This window comes from Bradyrhizobium sp. (assembly GCF_035273305.1).
Lineage (GTDB): Bacteria > Pseudomonadota > Alphaproteobacteria > Rhizobiales > Xanthobacteraceae > Bradyrhizobium.
The window spans coordinates 1-17,066 of sequence record NZ_DATEPI010000027.1 but is presented as its reverse complement, the minus strand read 5'-3'; the positions used below and the strand labels follow the sequence as shown (position 1 = coordinate 17,066).

General features: G+C 60.7%; 12 protein-coding genes, 1 rRNA gene and 1 riboswitch. Of the genes, 7 read left to right on the top strand and 6 right to left on the bottom strand.

From position 1 onward, the window contains the following. Positions 1–247 (bottom strand): 16S ribosomal RNA (locus VJV58_RS01765); the annotation flags it as partial. A gap of 836 nt (positions 248–1,083) precedes the next feature. Between VJV58_RS01765 and VJV58_RS01760 the strand changes: the two genes are divergently transcribed. Both VJV58_RS01760 and VJV58_RS01755 read left to right on the top strand, forming a co-directional pair. After that, positions 1,084–3,129 carry a M23 family metallopeptidase gene (locus tag VJV58_RS01760; RefSeq protein WP_324135599.1) on the top strand — a complete coding sequence of 682 codons (2,046 nt, stop codon included), beginning with the start codon at positions 1,084–1,086 and terminating at the stop codon, positions 3,127–3,129. 155 nt (positions 3,130–3,284) lie between these two features. Next, on the top strand, positions 3,285–4,913 hold the full coding sequence (locus VJV58_RS01755; RefSeq protein ID WP_324135598.1) for a hypothetical protein: 1,629 nt from the start codon (positions 3,285–3,287) through the stop codon (positions 4,911–4,913). Positions 4,914–4,963: 50 nt separating this feature from the next. Here the strand turns inward: VJV58_RS01755 and clpB are convergent, their stop codons facing one another. Continuing rightward, positions 4,964–7,603: an ATP-dependent chaperone ClpB gene (gene clpB / locus VJV58_RS01750; RefSeq protein ID WP_324135597.1), complete on the bottom strand. Its 2,640-nt coding sequence runs from the start codon at positions 7,601–7,603 to the stop codon at positions 4,964–4,966. A gap of 238 nt (positions 7,604–7,841) precedes the next feature. Here clpB and VJV58_RS01745 point away from each other — a divergent pair, with 238 nt between their 5' ends. After that, on the top strand, positions 7,842–8,627 hold the full coding sequence (locus VJV58_RS01745) for an MOSC domain-containing protein (RefSeq protein ID WP_324135596.1): 786 nt from the start codon (positions 7,842–7,844) through the stop codon (positions 8,625–8,627). 65 nt (positions 8,628–8,692) lie between these two features. On the opposite strand, the gene VJV58_RS01740 is transcribed toward VJV58_RS01745, so the two are convergent. Then, positions 8,693–9,391, bottom strand: coding sequence for a TIGR02594 family protein (locus VJV58_RS01740; RefSeq protein ID WP_324135595.1), 699 nt, complete (start codon positions 9,389–9,391; stop codon positions 8,693–8,695). A 237-nt stretch (positions 9,392–9,628) separates the two neighbouring features. On the opposite strand from VJV58_RS01740, the gene VJV58_RS01735 reads away from it, so the two are divergent. Next, positions 9,629–10,501: an alpha/beta hydrolase gene (locus tag VJV58_RS01735; protein WP_324135594.1), complete on the top strand. Its 873-nt coding sequence runs from the start codon at positions 9,629–9,631 to the stop codon at positions 10,499–10,501. 792 nt (positions 10,502–11,293) lie between these two features. On the opposite strand, the gene metW is transcribed toward VJV58_RS01735, so the two are convergent. After that, positions 11,294–11,962 (bottom strand): methionine biosynthesis protein MetW, encoded by a 669-nt coding sequence (gene metW / locus VJV58_RS01730; RefSeq protein ID WP_324135593.1) that lies wholly within the window; start codon positions 11,960–11,962, stop codon positions 11,294–11,296. Then, complete coding sequence (gene metX, locus VJV58_RS01725; protein ID WP_324135592.1) at positions 11,959–13,158, bottom strand: homoserine O-acetyltransferase MetX; 1,200 nt, start codon at positions 13,156–13,158, stop codon at positions 11,959–11,961. Before metX ends, metW begins: the two co-directional genes overlap by 4 nt. A gap of 87 nt (positions 13,159–13,245) precedes the next feature. Next, positions 13,246–13,325: riboswitch (SAM riboswitch) on the bottom strand. Positions 13,326–13,489: 164 nt separating this feature from the next. Here metX and VJV58_RS01720 point away from each other — a divergent pair. Genes VJV58_RS01720 through VJV58_RS01710 form a run of 3 tightly spaced genes read left to right on the top strand, consistent with a single transcriptional unit; the run spans position 13,490 to position 16,406 of the window. Next, positions 13,490–14,341: a chorismate mutase gene (locus tag VJV58_RS01720; protein WP_324135591.1), complete on the top strand. Its 852-nt coding sequence runs from the start codon at positions 13,490–13,492 to the stop codon at positions 14,339–14,341. 29 nt (positions 14,342–14,370) lie between these two features. Then, the gene (locus VJV58_RS01715) at positions 14,371–15,468 is read left to right on the top strand and encodes a histidinol-phosphate transaminase (RefSeq protein ID WP_324135590.1); all 1,098 of its coding nucleotides are present in this window, start codon (positions 14,371–14,373) and stop codon (positions 15,466–15,468) included. Further along, on the top strand, positions 15,465–16,406 hold the full coding sequence (locus VJV58_RS01710; protein ID WP_324135588.1) for a prephenate/arogenate dehydrogenase family protein: 942 nt from the start codon (positions 15,465–15,467) through the stop codon (positions 16,404–16,406). The genes VJV58_RS01715 and VJV58_RS01710 overlap by 4 nt, the downstream gene beginning before the upstream one ends. 62 nt (positions 16,407–16,468) lie before the next feature. Here VJV58_RS01710 and VJV58_RS01705 read toward each other — a convergent pair. Beyond that, the coding region (locus tag VJV58_RS01705; RefSeq protein ID WP_324135587.1) for a DUF2125 domain-containing protein at positions 16,469–17,066 on the bottom strand (598 nt) is incomplete at its 5' end.

Here is a 17,066-nt window from a genome sequence, read left to right as displayed (position 1 = left end):
GCCTTGGTGAGCCATTACCTCACCAACTAGCTAATCAGACGCGGGCCGATCTTTCGGCGATAAATCTTTCCCCGTAAGGGCTTATCCGGTATTAGCACAAGTTTCCCTGTGTTGTTCCGAACCAAAAGGTACGTTCCCACGCGTTACTCACCCGTCTGCCGCTGACGTATTGCTACGCCCGCTCGACTTGCATGTGTTAAGCCTGCCGCCAGCGTTCGCTCTGAGCCAGGATCAAACTCTCAAGTTGGACTTGAAACTTTAAACCGGCTGATCACAACGTTTGACGAGGTCCCACCATATTTATTGAACGCGATTCACATCGCGAACAACGATGGTGTAACCTTTATAAACGTGTACCGCCGAAGTCTTTCGTCCAGCCTCAACACCTGAAAACCGAAGCCCTCAGGTAATCGAGACTCGCAAGGACTCCGCCGTCCACGTTTCTCTTTCTTCATCTTCACTTGTCAAACAGCCCGGGCCGATGGCCCTTCCCCCATCGCTGGGAGACCTAATCTTCCCCTCCGGGAAGCCTCGAAAGTCCTCACTCGACGACAAATGACAACCGACTGTCATCGGCTGTTGAATCACTCATCTTAGTGAGGAGCTTCACGGGCGCGAAAACATGCCTTGGCCATGGGCCAAGACAGCGCCGCGCTCAGTGGGCGGTTTATAAGCCCGCCCGATCAGCGTTGTCAACGGTCGTCGTCAACAAATCGTCCGATCCGCGCAGAGAATTTTGCAACGCGGAGAACTCTCCGCATCAAACCTTCGCGCCGTACTTGAGCCACATTCCTGCGACGTTCTGGCAGTATCTAAGCATAGAATCACCGGATGCCAGGGGGAGGTAACGGTGGTTTTTCTACCGGGGTCGACGATCTCTGATGAGCCCGTCGCCCGTGCGGCCAGGAAACATCGAGAGATCTGCAGACCATCGTTGTTCGTGATCCCGGCCTGCTTTTTGGCCGTTGATCGCCGACCAATCGCTGACTGAACCGACTGTTCCAGACGCTACTGAACAAGCACGGCTGGAACCGACGGGCAAAGATCTCGCCGAATGTCGATGGAAATTTGGGGGGACGGCGGTTGAGCCACAGGACGTCACGCGGGAGCTACGGAGTCCAGACCGGGATCATTGATCTTGGTCACGAGCCCCCGCTTTCGGTTGACGGTTCCGAAGCCGCCGTGATCGACCGCCGACGTGTTTCCGTCCAGTGGTTTAGCGGTACGATCCTGACAGGTTTATGCGGCGCGGCCCTCATCGGCGGCGCCGTTTTTGCGTCACTGGACGGCGAGATGACCTTCGCCAAGGTACCGGAACGGGTCGAGGGCGCGTTGCGAGGTGCGTTCGGCGCCAATGACAAGACCGCCAGCCTGCACAAGAGCGACCGATTGCCGCCACCGAGCGAGTCGAGCGCCGCGCGAAACGTCATCCGGGTCTCCATGGCGACCCGAGTGGGTAATCGTGACGTGATGCGAGTGCGGCCGTTCGTCCGCATCTCCGGCAATCTTTCGATGACGATCAGCGAGCTCAGCGCCAAGATCCCGCCGTTCAATGCGCAGCGCATGTTGAGCGATGTCGGCACCCCGGCTCCGGCGGCGTCGGACGATCCGAACGCAGCCGCCGCGGTCGAGCCTGACGCGGAGGTTTCGTTCGTCACCAGGGACTTGGCGCCGATCCTGCCGAAGGCCAAGCTGGCAGCGGTAGTCGCGCTGGACGAGGTCATGTTGCGGGTGCGCGATGCCTCAAGCTGGCGTGGCAGCAGCGGCGTGCGCTACGCCTCACTCGCCAACGCCGCCGCCGATGCCGGCGGCGCGCAATCCGAACTCAAGCTGGCCTATGCTACCGAAGGTATTCCGCCCGATCCCTACGCGGGTTTCGAGACGCGCGTGGTGCCGGAAAACGTGACGCTGCTTCCCAAGACGAAGGATCAGGTCACCGGTGGCAATCCTTCGGAACGCGTGCATTTCGTCAAGAAAGGCGACAGCGTCACAACGATCCTGCGTGATCAGGGCGCTTCGGCCGAAGAGGCAAGAGCCATCGCCGCGACGCTCGGCGCCCGCGGACGCGACGGCGGATTGAAGGAAGGCCAGAAGCTGCGGATCCTGATGGCTCCTGCAGGTCCCGGGCAAAGGCTGCAACCCTATCGCGTCATTGTCGCCAACGACTCCAGCATAGAAGCAGTCGCCGCACTCTCCGATCTTGGCAAATACGTCGCCGTCGACGTTCAGAGCATGAACACCGCCAGCGAAACGGCCGAGAACTCCGATGATGACGATGATGACGGCAGCGGCGTCCGGCTCTATCAGAGCATCTATGAGACCGCACTGCGCAACAAGGTGCCGCCGAGCGTGATCGAGGACATGGTCCGGATCTACTCCTACGACGTCGATTTTCAACGCAAGGTACAGCCCGGCGATTCCTTCGACGTTTTCTATGCCGGCGAAGATGACGGCTCCAGCACCGAGAGAAACGATGTGCTGTTCGCTTCACTAACCGTCGGTGGCGAAACCAAGAAATATTACCGCTTCCAGACTCCCGATGATGCGGTGGTCGATTATTACGATGAGACCGGCAAAAGCGCGAAGAAGTTCCTCGTCCGCAAACCGGTCAACAACGCGATCATGCGCTCTGGTTTCGGTGGCCGCCGTCATCCCATCCTTGGCTACGTCAAAATGCACACCGGTGTTGACTGGGCCACCCCGTACGGAACTCCGATCTTTGCTTCCGGCAACGGCGTGGTCGAGAAGGCTGGCTGGGAAGGCGGTTACGGCAAATATGTTCGGCTGAAACACAACAATGGATACGAGACGGCGTACGGCCACATGTCGGCATTCGCCAAGGGACTGGAAGTCGGCAAGCGCGTGCGGCAAGGCCAGGTGATCGGTTTCGTCGGATCGACCGGCGTGTCGACTGGCGCGCACGTGCATTATGAAATCCTCGTCAATGGTCGCTTCGTCGACCCGATGCGCATCAAACTGCCGCGCGGGCGCTCGCTCGATGGACCCCTGCTGGCGAGCTTCGAAAAAGAACGCGATCGCCTCGACACCATGATGACCAACCGCGGCACTGCGGCGCGGGTCTCGGACGCGACGGGGACCGCCACCCCGCGGCAGATCAGCAATCGCTGAACCATCCGCTTCAATTCCTGTCCTCCCAGGTTTGAGCCGGCCTGCGCGCCCCGGATGATGACCCGCGCCGCGAACGTTGCGCAAACTTTCGTTTGCCAAAAAACCAATGCCGACGAATACTTACCGAACACAAAAAAACAACGGGAGGTAGCGTCATGACGAGCAGGCTTACGCTTGGTGCGACTGTCGCGGCGACAGTGCTTTTCTCAGCCGTGGTCGGCGCGTCCGCGCAGACCTATGAGGTCACCAAACTTGTTCCCGGTTCGGCGTTTCACGGTGTGCATGGACTTGGCATCGACAAGGCGGGCCGGCTGTTCGCTGGCAGCGTCGCCGGCGCGGCGCTGTATGAAGTCGATCGCAATAACGGCACTGCCAAAATCTTGATACCGACACCTGAAGGCATGGCGGACGACATTGCGTTCGCGCCCGACGGCACCATGGCCTGGACCGGCTTTCTTACCGGCGATCTTTACTCGCGCAAAGCTGGTGGTCCTATCAAGAAGCTTGCCTCCGGCCTGCCCGGGATCAACTCGCTGGCCTACCGCAAGGATGGACGGCTTTACGCCACCACCGTCTTCCTCGGCGACGCGCTCTATGAAATCGATGTCGAAGGCGTCAAACCGCCACGCATGATCATGGAGAAGATGGGCGGTCTCAATGGGTTCGAATTCGGACCGGACGACATGCTGTACGGCCCGCTGTGGTTCAAGGGCCAGGTCGCCAAGGTAGACGTCGACAAGGCCGAGCTGACCGTCGTCGCCGACGGCTTCAAGGTCCCTGCCGCCGTGAACTTTGACTCCAAGGGCAATCTCTGGGTGGTGGATACCGCACTCGGCCAGCTGGTGCGGGTCGATCCGAAAACCGGCGCGAAGAAAATGGTCGCGCAGCTCAAGCCATCGCTCGATAACCTGGCGATCGACGACAAGGATCACATCTTCGTCTCCAACATGGCCGACAACGGTATCCAGGAGGTCGATCCCGAAACCGGCGCCGCCAAGCAGATCATCATTGGCAAGCTGGCGCTGCCAGGCGGCATCGGCGTGGTCTCGGATGCCGGCAAGGATACGATCTACATCGCCGATGTGTTCGCCTATCGCACAGTCGACGGCGCGACCGGTGAAGTCAGCGAGCCGGCACGGATGCATACCGCCGGAGGAACGCTGGAATATCCGATGAGCGCGACGGCGAAAGGCGACGACGTGATCCTGTCGAGTTGGTTTACCGGCACGGTGCAGGTGATCGATCGCAAGACCGGCGCCACACGCGAGATGATGCACGGCTTCAAGGCGCCCCATGACGCAATCCGGCTGGATGACGGCAGCATTCTCGTTAGCGAACTCGGAAACAAATCTCTGGTCCGCGTCAGCGGCGAGCATGGGAAGGATCGCACCGCGCTGATCACCGGCCTCGAAGGTCCGGTCGGTCTGGTCGCAGGTACCAGCGGCGATGTCTACGTCACCGAGGCTTTTGCCGGCATGGTGTCAAAGGTTGCGGCGAATGGGGAAAAAACCGTGGTCGCCAAGGACCTGAAGATGCCCGAAGGCATTGCGCGCGGGCCGGATGGCAAGCTGATCGTGGCTGAGGTCGGCGCAAAACGTATCGTCGAAATCGATCCGCAGGGCGGAGCCGTCCGCGTGATCGCTAGCGACCTGCCGATCGGGCTCGCCGGTGCGCCCGGCGGATTGCCGACCAATATTCCGACCGGGGTGGGCGTCGACGCGTCCGGCACAATCTACTTCTCGTCGGACGTCGAGAACGCGATCTACAAGATCGCGAAGAAGTAAAAACTCTGAAGCCCCGGATGTCCGTCCGGGGCTTCGTTAGCTTGCTCGATTCAGTTCAGCTTCCGTTTCGGAATCGGCGCTTCGAACTGCGCGATCTCGGCAGTTTGCGGTGCCTTGCCGTTAAACGTGAGTACGTTGCCCTCGGTTGAGATCACAACGCGATCGCCGTCCTTGATATCGCCGGCGAGAAGCATCTCCGCCAACGGGTCCTGCAGATTGCGCTGGATCACCCGTTTCAGTGGCCGCGCGCCATAGGCAGGGTCCCAGCCCTTCGCGGCCAACCAGTCCCGCGCAGCCGCATCGAGAACCAGGCTGATTTTGCGATCTTCCAGCAGCTTCTGCAGCCGTCCGAACTGGATTTCGACGATGCGGCCCATCTCGGTCTTCTGCAGACGGTGAAACAGGATGATCTCGTCAACGCGATTGAGGAATTCAGGACGGAAGTGCGCGCGCACCGTGCCCATCACCTCCTCGCGAACCGCCGAGGTGTCCTCGCCTTCCGGCTGGTTGACCAGGAATTCGGAGCCGAGATTCGACGTCATGATGATCAGCGTATTGCGGAAGTCGACGGTGCGGCCCTGCCCATCGGTCAATCGGCCATCGTCGAGTACCTGCAACAGTACGTTGAATACGTCGGGGTGCGCCTTCTCGATCTCATCGAACAGCACCACCTGATACGGCCGACGCCGCACCGCTTCGGTAAGGGCGCCGCCCTCATCATAGCCGACGTAGCCCGGAGGCGCGCCAATCAGCCGCGACACCGAATGCTTCTCCATGTACTCCGACATGTCGAGGCGGACCATCGCGGTCTCATCGTCGAACAGATATTCGGCTAGCGCCTTGGTGAGTTCGGTCTTGCCGACGCCGGTCGGGCCCAGGAACATGAACGAGCCCATCGGCCGGTTGGGATCCTGCAGCCCCGCCCGTGAGCGGCGCACCGCGGTGGCCACCGCATGCACCGCTTCGGCCTGCCCGATCACGCGCTTGCCGAGGCTCTGTTCCATCCGCAGCAGCTTGTCCTTTTCGCCCTCGAGCATCTTGTCGACCGGCACGCCGGTCCAGCGCGAAACCACCTGGGCGATGTGATTGGCGGTGACCGCCTCTTCCATCATCTCGCCGGTACCGTCCTTGGCTTCGATCTCCGCGAGCCTTTTCTCCAGTTCAGGGATCCGGCCATAGGCCAGCTCGCCGGCGCGCTGATATTCGCCGCGACGTTGCGCGTTTGCGAGCTCGACCCTCAGCGCGTCCAGTTCGCTTTTCAGCTTCTGCGCGTTCGACAGTTTGTTTTTTTCCGAGCTCCAGCGCGAAGTCAGGTCCGCCGACTTCTTTTCCAGTTCGGTAAGCTCTTTTTCCAGAGCCTCCAGGCGGCTCTTCGAGCCCGGGTCACTCTCTTTTTTCAGCGCTTCCTGCTCGATTTTGAGCCGGATGATTTCGCGGTCGAGCGTGTCCAGTTCTTCCGGTTTGGAATCGACCTGCATCTTGAGCCGGGCCGCGGCCTCATCCATCAGGTCGATTGCCTTGTCCGGGAGGAAACGGTCAGTGATGTAGCGGTTCGACAGCGTGGTCGCCGCCACCAGCGCGGAATCGGTAATCCGCACGCCGTGATGCTGCTCGTATTTATCCTTCAGGCCGCGAAGGATGGAAATAGTATCCTCCACACTCGGTTCGGAAACAAAGATCGGCTGGAAACGTCGCGCCAGCGCGGCGTCTTTTTCAACGTGCTTGCGGTACTCGTCGAGCGTGGTCGCGCCGATGCAGTGCAACTCGCCGCGCGCCAGCGCAGGCTTCAGCAGGTTGGAGGCGTCCATGGCTCCATCGGCCTTGCCCGCGCCAATCAGGGTGTGCATCTCGTCGATGAAGAGGATGATGCTGCCCTCGGCGGAAATCACCTCCTGCAGCACGGCCTTCAGCCGCTCTTCGAACTCGCCGCGGTACTTCGCGCCCGCGATCAGCGCGCCCATGTCGAGCGACAGCAGTCTTTTGTCCTTCAGGGTTTCCGGCACGTCCCCGTTGAGAATCCTCAGCGCCAGACCCTCGACAATCGCGGTCTTGCCGACACCGGGTTCGCCGATCAACACGGGATTATTTTTGGTCCGACGCGACAGCACCTGGATGGTGCGGCGGATTTCCTCGTCCCGTCCGATCACCGGGTCGAGCTTGCCATCCCGCGCCGCTTGCGTGAGGTCGCGTGCGTATTTCTTCAGTGCATCATAGGCATTCTCGGCGGTCGCGCTGTCGGCGGTCCGACCTTTGCGCAACGCCTCGATCGCAGCGTTAAGATTTTGCGGGCTAACCCCACCCTTGCGCAGGATGCTGCCGGCCTCGCTTTCTTTGTCCAGCGTCAAACCCAGCAACAGTCGCTCGACGGTGACGAAACTGTCGCCGGCCTTGTCGGCTGCCTTTTCGGCCGCGTCGAACGCGCGCGCCAGTTCGGGCGCGAGGTAAACCTGTCCGGCGCCGCTGCCGGAAACCTTCGGCAGCTTTTTGAGCGCATCTTCGGTAGCTTTCAGGATTGCACGGGAATTGCCGCCAGCGCGATCGATCAGGCCGCCGGCCATGCCTTCGCTGTCGTCAAGCAGCACTTTCAGCACATGCAGCGTCGAAAACTGCTGGTGGCCATCGCGCATCGCCAGCGACTGCGCGGATTGAATGAAGCCGCGCGCGCGTTCGGTGTATTTCTCAATGTTCATTTTGTTTCCCTCAGCCTGCTGCTCCGCCTCGAAAGCACGGACGCAACATCTTCATGGGGTTTCCAGGACTTCATGGGGGTTCCGAGGACCGCATTAACAATTGTCAACCGGCCGCGGTGGCGTCGCCGGTGGTGCCGGCTTAAGCCAGATGTGGGAAGCTGGTTCCTCAAACGGAAGAGGTAATCCGGCAAATTCGCGCGCGGTGGCACCCGATCCGGAAATCTCGTAGACAAGCCGTATGTCCCGCAACTCTTCTGCAAAAGTCGCCAGCCTGTTTCGCTATCCCATCAAGGGACTCTCCCCGGAACCGCTGCCGTCGGTCGCCCTTGAACCGGGCCAGACCTTTCCCGGCGATCGCCGCTACGCCATCGAAAACGGGCCGAGCGGCTTCGATGCGGCGGCGCCGGCCTGGCTGCCCAAGTCCCGTTACCTGATGTTGATGCGCAACGAACGCCTGGCGGAATTACAAAGCCACTACGACGACCGCAGCCATACGCTGACCATTCACCGGCACGGCGACATGGCCGTGCAGGCAGACCTGCAAAACCCTCAGGGACGCGCAACGATCGAAGATTTCTTCGCAGCCAATTTTTCGAGCGAACTCAAAGGCCCCCCGAAACTGCTATCGGGCGGAGGTCACAGTTTTTCAGATGTCGCCAGAAAGGTTGTCTCCATCATCAATCTAAACAGCCTGACGGCAATCGAGAACATGATCGGCCTACCCGTCCATCCGCTGCGCTTCCGCGCAAATCTCTATGTGAGCGGTTGGCCGGCATGGCACGAATTCGAACTGATGGACCGCAGGCTTGCGATCGGCGAGGTCCGATTAAACGTGGTGAAGCGGATCACCCGCTGCGCAGCAATCAACGTCGATCCGCAAACCGCCGCGCGCGATCTCAATATTCCGTCCGAGATGATCCGCCGAATGAATCACGCCGATTGCGGCGTGTATGCGGAAGTAATCGCCGGCGGCATCATCGCCGTCGGGGACGCCATCTCAACCGAACAGCCGCGGTTGATTTGATAACCAACCGTTGAAAGTGGATGAGCGAAGCAATCCAGGCTGCCTGGATTGCTTCGGCCCGTTCCTCAGTTGGCCGGCACGACGTAGGCGTAGATCTGGCCGCGGGAGACGGGCGCTTCCCGCACCCGGTTGCCATTGTTGCCTGAAACGAGGATCGGATTGCCCCGGGCGTCGATGCCGCTGATAACTCCGACATGCCCGCCGCCGCCGCGCCGGCTCATCACGGCGATGGCACCGACCCGAGGTCCGGATATGCGATGACCATAGCTTGCAAACGAACGCGCCATGTCAGATCCAGTGCCGCGGTGACCGGTATGCTGCAAAACCATATTCATGAACCGGGCGCACCATAGGCTGGCGCGGCTGGTCGGATTGCCACCGATGTAGCGGCGGGCTTCGGCGACGATGTTCGATGAACCGAATCCGCTCGATGTCACTCGAGAATTGCCTGAAGCGAGACTCGCATTGGCGCGACCAGGACGGTGCGCCTGCATTTGTTCGACTCCACGATGCCAACGCGACGCGCGCGCAAACCGCGGATGATGCCGATGCTGGCGATGAGCGTAGTGACGCTTCCCTTCGGCAGATTGATCTTCGGTGTGACGGATGACGTGGTGCGCATGGGCATGCCGCCGTGCACCGTGGTGAGAATTCGCTGAAGCAGGAGAAACTGATGCGACGATTGCCGCCGAACACAGTGCCAGTGCCGCAGTACGGAGAGAGACCGCACCAAGCGACCGACAGAACGCAACCAACTGAACCATACTATACTCATTCCTCTGTTACACACCCCTGATCCCATCGGCGACAGAGCGCGCTCATGGCGCGCCGGTCCGACATCCGCGGTCCGTATGCGTTTTGGCCTATGGCGAGAGCAAGACGAAATGCGGCAACGCAAGAACAGTTTCTGGGTAATTCCGGGATCAATTAACCAGCTTCAGCCTCATTGCCGCCACCGGCGTTAACTGCCATCTTCGCCGCGTTGATGAGAGGATTACAAAATGCCCTACGCGAGCGCGCAAGACCACGTGCGGCTTTACTTCGAAGAAGCCGGCGAGGGAAGCCCAATTATTTTCCTCCACGAATTCGCCGCGGATCACACTAATTGGGAGCCGCAGATGCGTTACTTCTCGCGCGGCCATCGTTGCATCGCCTATTCCGCCCGCGGCTATGCGCCATCCGATGTGCCGCCGTCGGCCGATGTCTACACCTACAAGCACTTCTACACCGACGCGCTCGCCATTCTCGATCACCTCAAAATCGCAAAGGCGCATTTCGTCGGGCTGTCGATGGGTTCTTATTCGTCGTTGCAGATCAGTCTCAACGCGCCGGAGCGCGCGCTATCGATGACCCTGGCCGCTGTTGGCTCCGGCTCAAGCCTCGAAAACCTCGACGCGTTCCGAAAGCAATGCCGCGCTAATGCCGAGCAATATGAGACAATCGGCTCTGCCGAAGTCGCAAAGGCAACGCGCGAGGCTCCGAGCCGGATTCCGTTTCTGTTAAAGGACCCTCGCGGGCACGCGGAATTCTATCAATCGCTGGCGCGTCATGACGCCAAGGGCTCGGCCAATACCATGCGCGGTTTTCAGGGCGGCAGGCCCTCGATTTACACGCTCACCGACGCGATCGAGAAAGTCCTCACACCGGCTTTGATTATGTGCGGGGACGAGGACGACAACTGCATCGAGCCGAGCCTGTTCCTGAAAAAGCACCTGTCTGCAGCCGGTCTCGCATTCTTTCCAAAGTCCGGTCACGTGCTGAACCTGGAAGAGCCGGCGCTGTTCAACGAAATGGTCGAGCGCTTCATCGCGCTCGCGGAGGCCGGACGCTGGGGCCCGCGCGATCCGAGGTCGGTTGCGACCGGTCACGTTTAGTGGTTTGTCGTTAGTGGTTCGCGCTCGCTTTCGACGCGTGCTTCCGAGTTCACCACCTAAGCCGAATGTGCTGAAGCCTCAACCTGATTTGCCCGACAGGCGCTCCGCGAAAAACGTGTCCAGCCTGGTTTGCAAAAATAAATTCCTTCTCGTTTACCCCAAATCAAATCCATAACGCGCGCCGTCTCGTCCCACTGAGGGGCGCTCGCGATCGTCACGAACGCGGGACGGGATGCAATGGACGCTGATGTGCTGTGGACGAACGGCACGGAGGCGGACGGCGAAGTCGTGTGGTTCTGACGCCTCGACGCTGGCGTTCAAGTCGGCGGGAAGTATCCCGCTGGCGACGGTGACAAACAAGCCCGATCACCGGGGAGATCACGTTATAAGCCGTAACACCATTGCGCGGGGAATGCCGGGTGTTTCCGGTCAACCTGTGGTGACTAACTCGTATGCTTTTTTTATTTTGCATGCGAGGCTGCGGGCGCATCGAGCGCCCGGCATTCCCTGCGCCCTCTGATGTTTCAGAAAGCGCTTCATGTCAGCAAAACTCGCGCGCCTCGCGCGGCGAGATCGCGCAGGTGTGTTTGTTTTGCGCGACGAAATTGGAGAGATATGCGGGAACGCTGCGGCCCACTCCATCCCTCCCCCCTTTTGTGGGGAGGGCGGGATAAGAAAAAGCGAGCTGTCATCGCCAGGAGCAACGCGACCAAGCAATCCATGGCCGACGCAGCAAACAAGAAAGCTAGATTGACGTGGTACTTCACAGAAGAGCGGACGGCGCCACTTCCCCTACTTCGCCTTCCCCGCCCTGCTCAGCAGGAAGACCCCCTGCTCGCCGAACATGTTCCAGAACCACCAGGGCGCGTTCAGCCGCAGCGGTCGGCCATAAAGGTCCAGCGCCACCGCGCGCTCCATCTTGACGTTGATCTCTCCGCAAAGCTGGACGAAGTCCTTGATGGTGCAGAAATGAATATTCGGCGTGTCGTACCAGGTCGCCGGCAGGTTCTCGGTACGCGGCATGTGCCCGCCAATCAGGAGTTGCAGCCGCATCTTCCAGAACCCGAAATTCGGAAACGAAACAATCGCGCGGCGGCCGATCCTCAGCAAATTTTCCAGCACCGCTCGCGGCTGCCGGGTCGCCTGCAGCGTCTGGGACAGGATCACATAGTCGAACGCATCGTCGGGATAATTGACAAGATCGGTGTCGGCGTCGCCCTGCACCACCGCAAGGCCCTTGGCGACGCAGCGATTCACCCCCTCGCGCGACAGTTCGATCCCGCGTCCGTCAATTCCACGGCTCTCGAGCAGCTGCAGCAGGTCACCATCTCCACAACCGACGTCGAGCACTTTGGAACCGCGCTCGACCATCTCGGCCAGCAGCAGGTGATCGCCGCGGTAATGCCCGGTGTCGGGTCGCATGACACCGTTCAGCGGGAGGGCCTGTTGGTGTGCGTTCATGACAATTGGCTCAGCCCTCGTGCCGTGCCTGCGGATTGCAGGAATGCGCGGGAGATGTCGAAGAACTCGGGAACGTCGAGCAGGAAGGCGTCGTGTCCACGGTCTGTCTCGATCTCGGCGAACGATACCCGTGCGCTGGAAGCGTTGAGCGCATGAACAAGCGCGCGCGACTCCGAGGTAGGAAACAGCCAGTCGCTGGTGAACGAGATTACGCAAAACCGCGTCTTGATGCCGCGAAATGCCCGCGCCAGCCTGCCTTCATGATCGGCAGCAATATCGAAATAATCCATCGCCCGCGTCAAATAGAGATAGCTGTTGGCATCGAACCGCTCGACAAAAGACGAACCCTGATAGCGCAGGTAACTTTCGACCTGAAAATCGGCGTCAAAGGAGAACGTCGGCAGCTCGCGATCCTGCATTCGCCGTCCGAATTTGCGGTGCAGGGCGGCGTCCGACAAATACGTAATATGCGCGGCCATTCGCGCGACGCCGAGCCCACGATGCGGATGCGTGCCCTGCTCGAAATAGCGGCCGTTGTGCCAATCCGGATCGGCCATCACGGCCTGGCGGCCGAGTTCGTGAAAGGCGATATTCTGCGCCGAATGGCGGGTGCTGCACGCAATTGCCAGCGTCGAGAACACGCGCTCGGGATAGGCCGCCGTCCATTGCAATGCCTGCATGCCGCCCATCGAGCCGCCAACCACAGAGAACAGCGTCTGGATTCCGAGGCGATCCAGCAGCATGGCCTGGGCGCGCACCATGTCGGGAATGGTGATGATCGGAAAATCCAGCCCCCACAATCTGCCTGTCGCGGGATTGATCGAAGCCGGCCCGGTCGAGCCCATGCAGCCGCCGATCACATTGGTGCAAATGATGAAGTAACTATCGGTATCGAGCGGACGGCCGGGGCCAACCATGGTTTCCCACCAACCGGGCTTCCCGGTGACCGGATGGATGTTGGCCACATGCTGATCGCCCGTCAGCGCATGACAGATCAGAATGGCGTTGGAATTCGCCGCATTGAGCTGCCCGTAAGTCTGGTACGCGATCTGGAAGGGCTTGAGATCGATGCCGCAATCCAGCGCAAGCGGCTGGTCCATGCCGAACAACGCCACCTGCGAACTCGGATGGTCCGCCTCGTGGGATCGCTCGTCGGCGTGGATCGCCGGGCTTGGTATGGACTTCACGTTTACCATCTTGGTACCGACTCCTTCGGAGGTCTTCGAAAACCACCACCGAAATCAGGCCATAAAAAACCCGGCCTGAACAAACGTTCGACCGGGATCACATTGTCCCCGGCCTGTTTAGCGAATTGTTTAACGTGGCTGCAAGCCGGCCGGCTCAAATGACCACGGAATGGATTGAATGTACTCTCGTACAGGCGTTTCGTCAAGACAAGCAACGTCTGCGGGTGCCCCGTTCAGGCCCGCGACGGCCGATACAACCAACGTTTGTTTTGCTTTTACTCACCTTCTTTCCTAATCAATGCCGCTAGTGCCGATCTGTCATACTCGTTAGGTCTCGAAGATGTCTCAATCGCCCCCAGCTCCGCCCTCGCTTGAGGTGTTGCGCAAAGAGATCGACAGCATCGATGAGCAGATGCATCGACTGCTGATGGCGCGCGGCGACATTATCGATCGGCTGATTCAGGTGAAGCAGACGCAGGAGGTCGGGTCAGCGTTCCGGCCGGCGCGCGAAGCCGAAATGATGCGCCGACTGGTGCAGCGCCATCGCGGAATCCTGCCGCTCGACACGGTCGAGAGCATCTGGCGCGTCATCATCTCGACCTTCACTTATGTGCAGGCGCCTTTTTCCGTGCACGCCGATGTTTCGCTCGGCGAATCCGCGATGCGGGATTCCGCACGATTCCATTTTGGATTCACGGTGCCCTACGCAGCGCATTTCAGCGCGCCGGCTGCCGTTGAAGCCGTCGCCAAATCAAAGGGCGATCTGGCGCTGGTTTCAGCGACATCTAGTCGTAATCCATGGTGGATTGCGCTCGAGCCGCGCGGCGCGCCGAAGATCATCGCGCGGCTGCCGTTTGTAGAGCGCGCCGATCACCCGGCGGCATTGCCGGTGTTCGTGGTGTCGCGCGTGGCCGATAGCGCTATGGTGACGGAGGTCGAGATGTGGAGCGTGCGCGTTTCCGGCTGGAATGCCGAAATCGCCCGCGCACTATCCCCGCTAGCCGAAATCGTCGCGGTACCGGACACGGCTTTCGACGGCGCGGCGCTGTTGGTGTCGGTTGCGGGCAAAGGCGGGCTGGAGCGGATCAAGTCCGCCCTGATCGAAGCCGGCGCTTCGGTACGCTCATCGGCCCTCGTCGGCAGCCATGCAACACGCTATACGGTGCCCCCGAACGGGGTAGCGAAGTCCTGAAAAGCCGTCCCGATATTCCGGAGTTGAAGATGTCCCGACCAGTGCCGAATCCCGGCATCCTCGATATTGCGCCCTACACGCCGGGCAAAAGCCCGGTGCCGGAGCCCGGGCGCAAGGTGTTCAAGCTCTCGGCCAACGAGACGCCTTTCGGTCCCTCGCCAAAGGCAATCGAGGTGTACAAGCGAGCCGCCGCGCATCTGGAGGATTATCCGGAAGGCACGTCGCGGGTGTTGCGCGAGGCAATCGGACGCGCCTTCGGGCTCGATCCAGATCGCATCATTTGCGGCGCCGGTTCTGATGAGATTCTGAATTTGCTGGCACACACTTATCTCGGCCGCGGCGATGAGGCGATCAGCACGAAGCACGCGTTTCTGGTGTATCCGATCGCAACCAAAGCAAACGGCGCCGTCAGTGTCGTCGCACCCGAGACCAATTTCACCGCCGATGTCGACGCGATCCTCAAGCTCGTGTCGCAGCGCACCAAACTCGTGTGGCTCGCCAACCCCAACAACCCAACCGGCACCTATCTGCCTTTCGACGAGGTGAAACGGCTGCGGGCCGGGCTGCCGCCGAATGTATTGTTGGTGTTGGATGCTGCCTATTCGGATTACGTGTCGCGCAACGATTATGAGCTCGGAATTGAACTGGTGGCGACGTCGGACAATACCGTCATGACTCACACGTTCTCGAAAATCCACGGGCTCGCCGCGTTGCGGGTCGGATGGATGTTCGGCCCGGCCAGTATCGTCGATGCCGTGAACCGTATCCGCGGACCCTTCAACGTCTCCACTCCGGCCATGTTAGCGGCGGTCGCCGCGATCGAGGACACCGCGCATCAGCAGATGTCGAAGATCCACACCGATAAATGGCGCAGCTGGCTGACCGAGGAAGTGACAAAACTGGGCCTCACCGTGACACCCAGCGTGGCGAATTTTATTCTGATCCACTTCCCGCTCGAGAACGGCAAGACTTCGGCCGATGCGGACGCGTTCCTGACCAAACGCGGGCTGGTGCTACGCGCGCTAAACAATTACGGCCTGCCCCACGCGTTGCGCATGACGATCGGCACCGAGGAGGCCAATCGGTTGGTGCTCGAGGGCTTGCGCGAATTCATGGCGCGCAAGTGAGCACGGCTCCGCTGTTCGAAAGAATTGCGCTGATCGGTTTCGGACTGATCGGCGGCTCGATTGCGCGTGCCGCACGCGAACAGGGCCTAGCTAACGAAATCGTCGCTACCGCACGCTCCGCCAAGACCCGCGCCCGAATAAAGGAACTGGGCTTGGTCGAGCGCGTGGTGGACACCAATGCGGAAGCCGCAAAAGGCGCCGATCTGGTGATCCTCTGCATACCCGTTGGCGCCTGCGCCACCGTAGCGCAGGAAATCGCAGCGGATCTGATGTCGGGCGCGATCGTTTCCGATGTTGGATCGGTCAAGGCTTCAGTGGTTCGCGACATGGCGCCGCACCTGCCTGCCAGCGCGCATTTCGTCCCGGCGCATCCGGTGGCCGGCACCGAGCATTCCGGTCCGGATTCCGGTTTCGCCGAATTGTTCATCAACCGCTGGTGCATCCTGACGCCGCCCGAGGGTACCGATCCAAAGGCTGTAGACAGGTTGCGTGCTTTCTGGGCCGCACTCGGTGCCAGGGTGGAGATCATGACGCCCGATCACCACGATCTGGTGCTCGCGATCACCAGTCATCTGCCGCATCTGATCGCTTATACGATTGTCGGCACGGCGGATGAACTGGGCCAGGTCACATCATCGGAAGTGATGAAGTTTTCAGCGGGCGGGTTTCGCGACTTCACCCGTATCGCGGCCTCGGACCCGATCATGTGGCGCGACGTGTTCCTGGCCAACAAGGACGCGGTGCTGGAAATGCTCGGCACCTTCAACGAGGACCTCTCGAAGCTCACCCGCGCGATCCGGCGCGGCGACGGTGAGGCGCTGTTCGAGCACTTCACCCGCACCCGCGCGATCCGACGAGGCATCGTCGAGATCGGACAGGATTCCGCGGTGCCCGACTTCGGTCGACCCCACGCGCATCTGGAGAAAAAGTCTGAGTAGATTCTCATGCTGCGGCGACTGCAGGCGCTCGCGTCCGATGACGAAGGCAGGACCGGGGCGGCTCAAAACAGCGGCGGCACCATCCCGACCTTCACTGGACCCAGGAACACCGCGCCATCGACGAATCGGAGCGGAAAGGCGCGCGCCTTCTTGCCCTCCAGCATGGCCTCGTTGCCAAGCGCATTGATCCCTGCGGCCACACCGACATTGGCATTTTGCTTGACGACCTTGCCGAGACCAGGAATTGCGCGGTCCAGCGCGCCGAACAGATTATTGATGTCCTGTGTTTTCACACCCGGCGCGACACGATCAAGCGTCGCTTGCGGCACCCCCTCGTCGAGCATTTTCTCGATGCCAAGCGCGGGAATGATCTTTTCGATGCCGGCGACCGTCATCTGCAACTCGCCGTCAAGACGCCCGTCGCCTGTCAGGGCGAGCGTGCCGGCGGCGACTGCAACCACGTCGCCCTGCGCAATCCGCGACTGCACGATGTGGATATGGCCGCCCGCGGCCTGCAGTTCGCGAAGCCGTTGCGGCCAGGGCTTTGGCGAAAGATCGTTCAGGCCGCTGAGCGTCGCTCGGACATCTGCGTCGAATGGCTGCGCGAGTAGCGGATGAATTTGCTGCATGCTTCCCGCTTCGATCTTCAGCGCGGTTTCG

What these genes read in the sequence shown, in the direction of transcription:
- VJV58_RS01755 (WP_324135598.1), top strand. Translation starts at nt 3,285, where the DNA reads ATGACGAGCAGGCTTACGCTTGGTGCGACTGTCGCGGCGACAGTGCTT.
- clpB (WP_324135597.1), bottom strand. Translation starts at nt 7,603, where the DNA reads ATGAACATTGAGAAATACACCGAACGCGCGCGCGGCTTCATTCAATCC.
- VJV58_RS01745 (WP_324135596.1), top strand. Translation starts at nt 7,842, where the DNA reads ATGTCCCGCAACTCTTCTGCAAAAGTCGCCAGCCTGTTTCGCTATCCC.
- VJV58_RS01740 (WP_324135595.1), bottom strand. Translation starts at nt 9,391, where the DNA reads ATGGTTCAGTTGGTTGCGTTCTGTCGGTCGCTTGGTGCGGTCTCTCTC.
- VJV58_RS01735 (WP_324135594.1), top strand. Translation starts at nt 9,629, where the DNA reads ATGCCCTACGCGAGCGCGCAAGACCACGTGCGGCTTTACTTCGAAGAA.
- metW (WP_324135593.1), bottom strand. Translation starts at nt 11,962, where the DNA reads ATGAACGCACACCAACAGGCCCTCCCGCTGAACGGTGTCATGCGACCC.
- metX (WP_324135592.1), bottom strand. Translation starts at nt 13,158, where the DNA reads ATGGTAAACGTGAAGTCCATACCAAGCCCGGCGATCCACGCCGACGAG.
- VJV58_RS01720 (WP_324135591.1), top strand. Translation starts at nt 13,490, where the DNA reads ATGTCTCAATCGCCCCCAGCTCCGCCCTCGCTTGAGGTGTTGCGCAAA.
- VJV58_RS01715 (WP_324135590.1), top strand. Translation starts at nt 14,371, where the DNA reads ATGTCCCGACCAGTGCCGAATCCCGGCATCCTCGATATTGCGCCCTAC.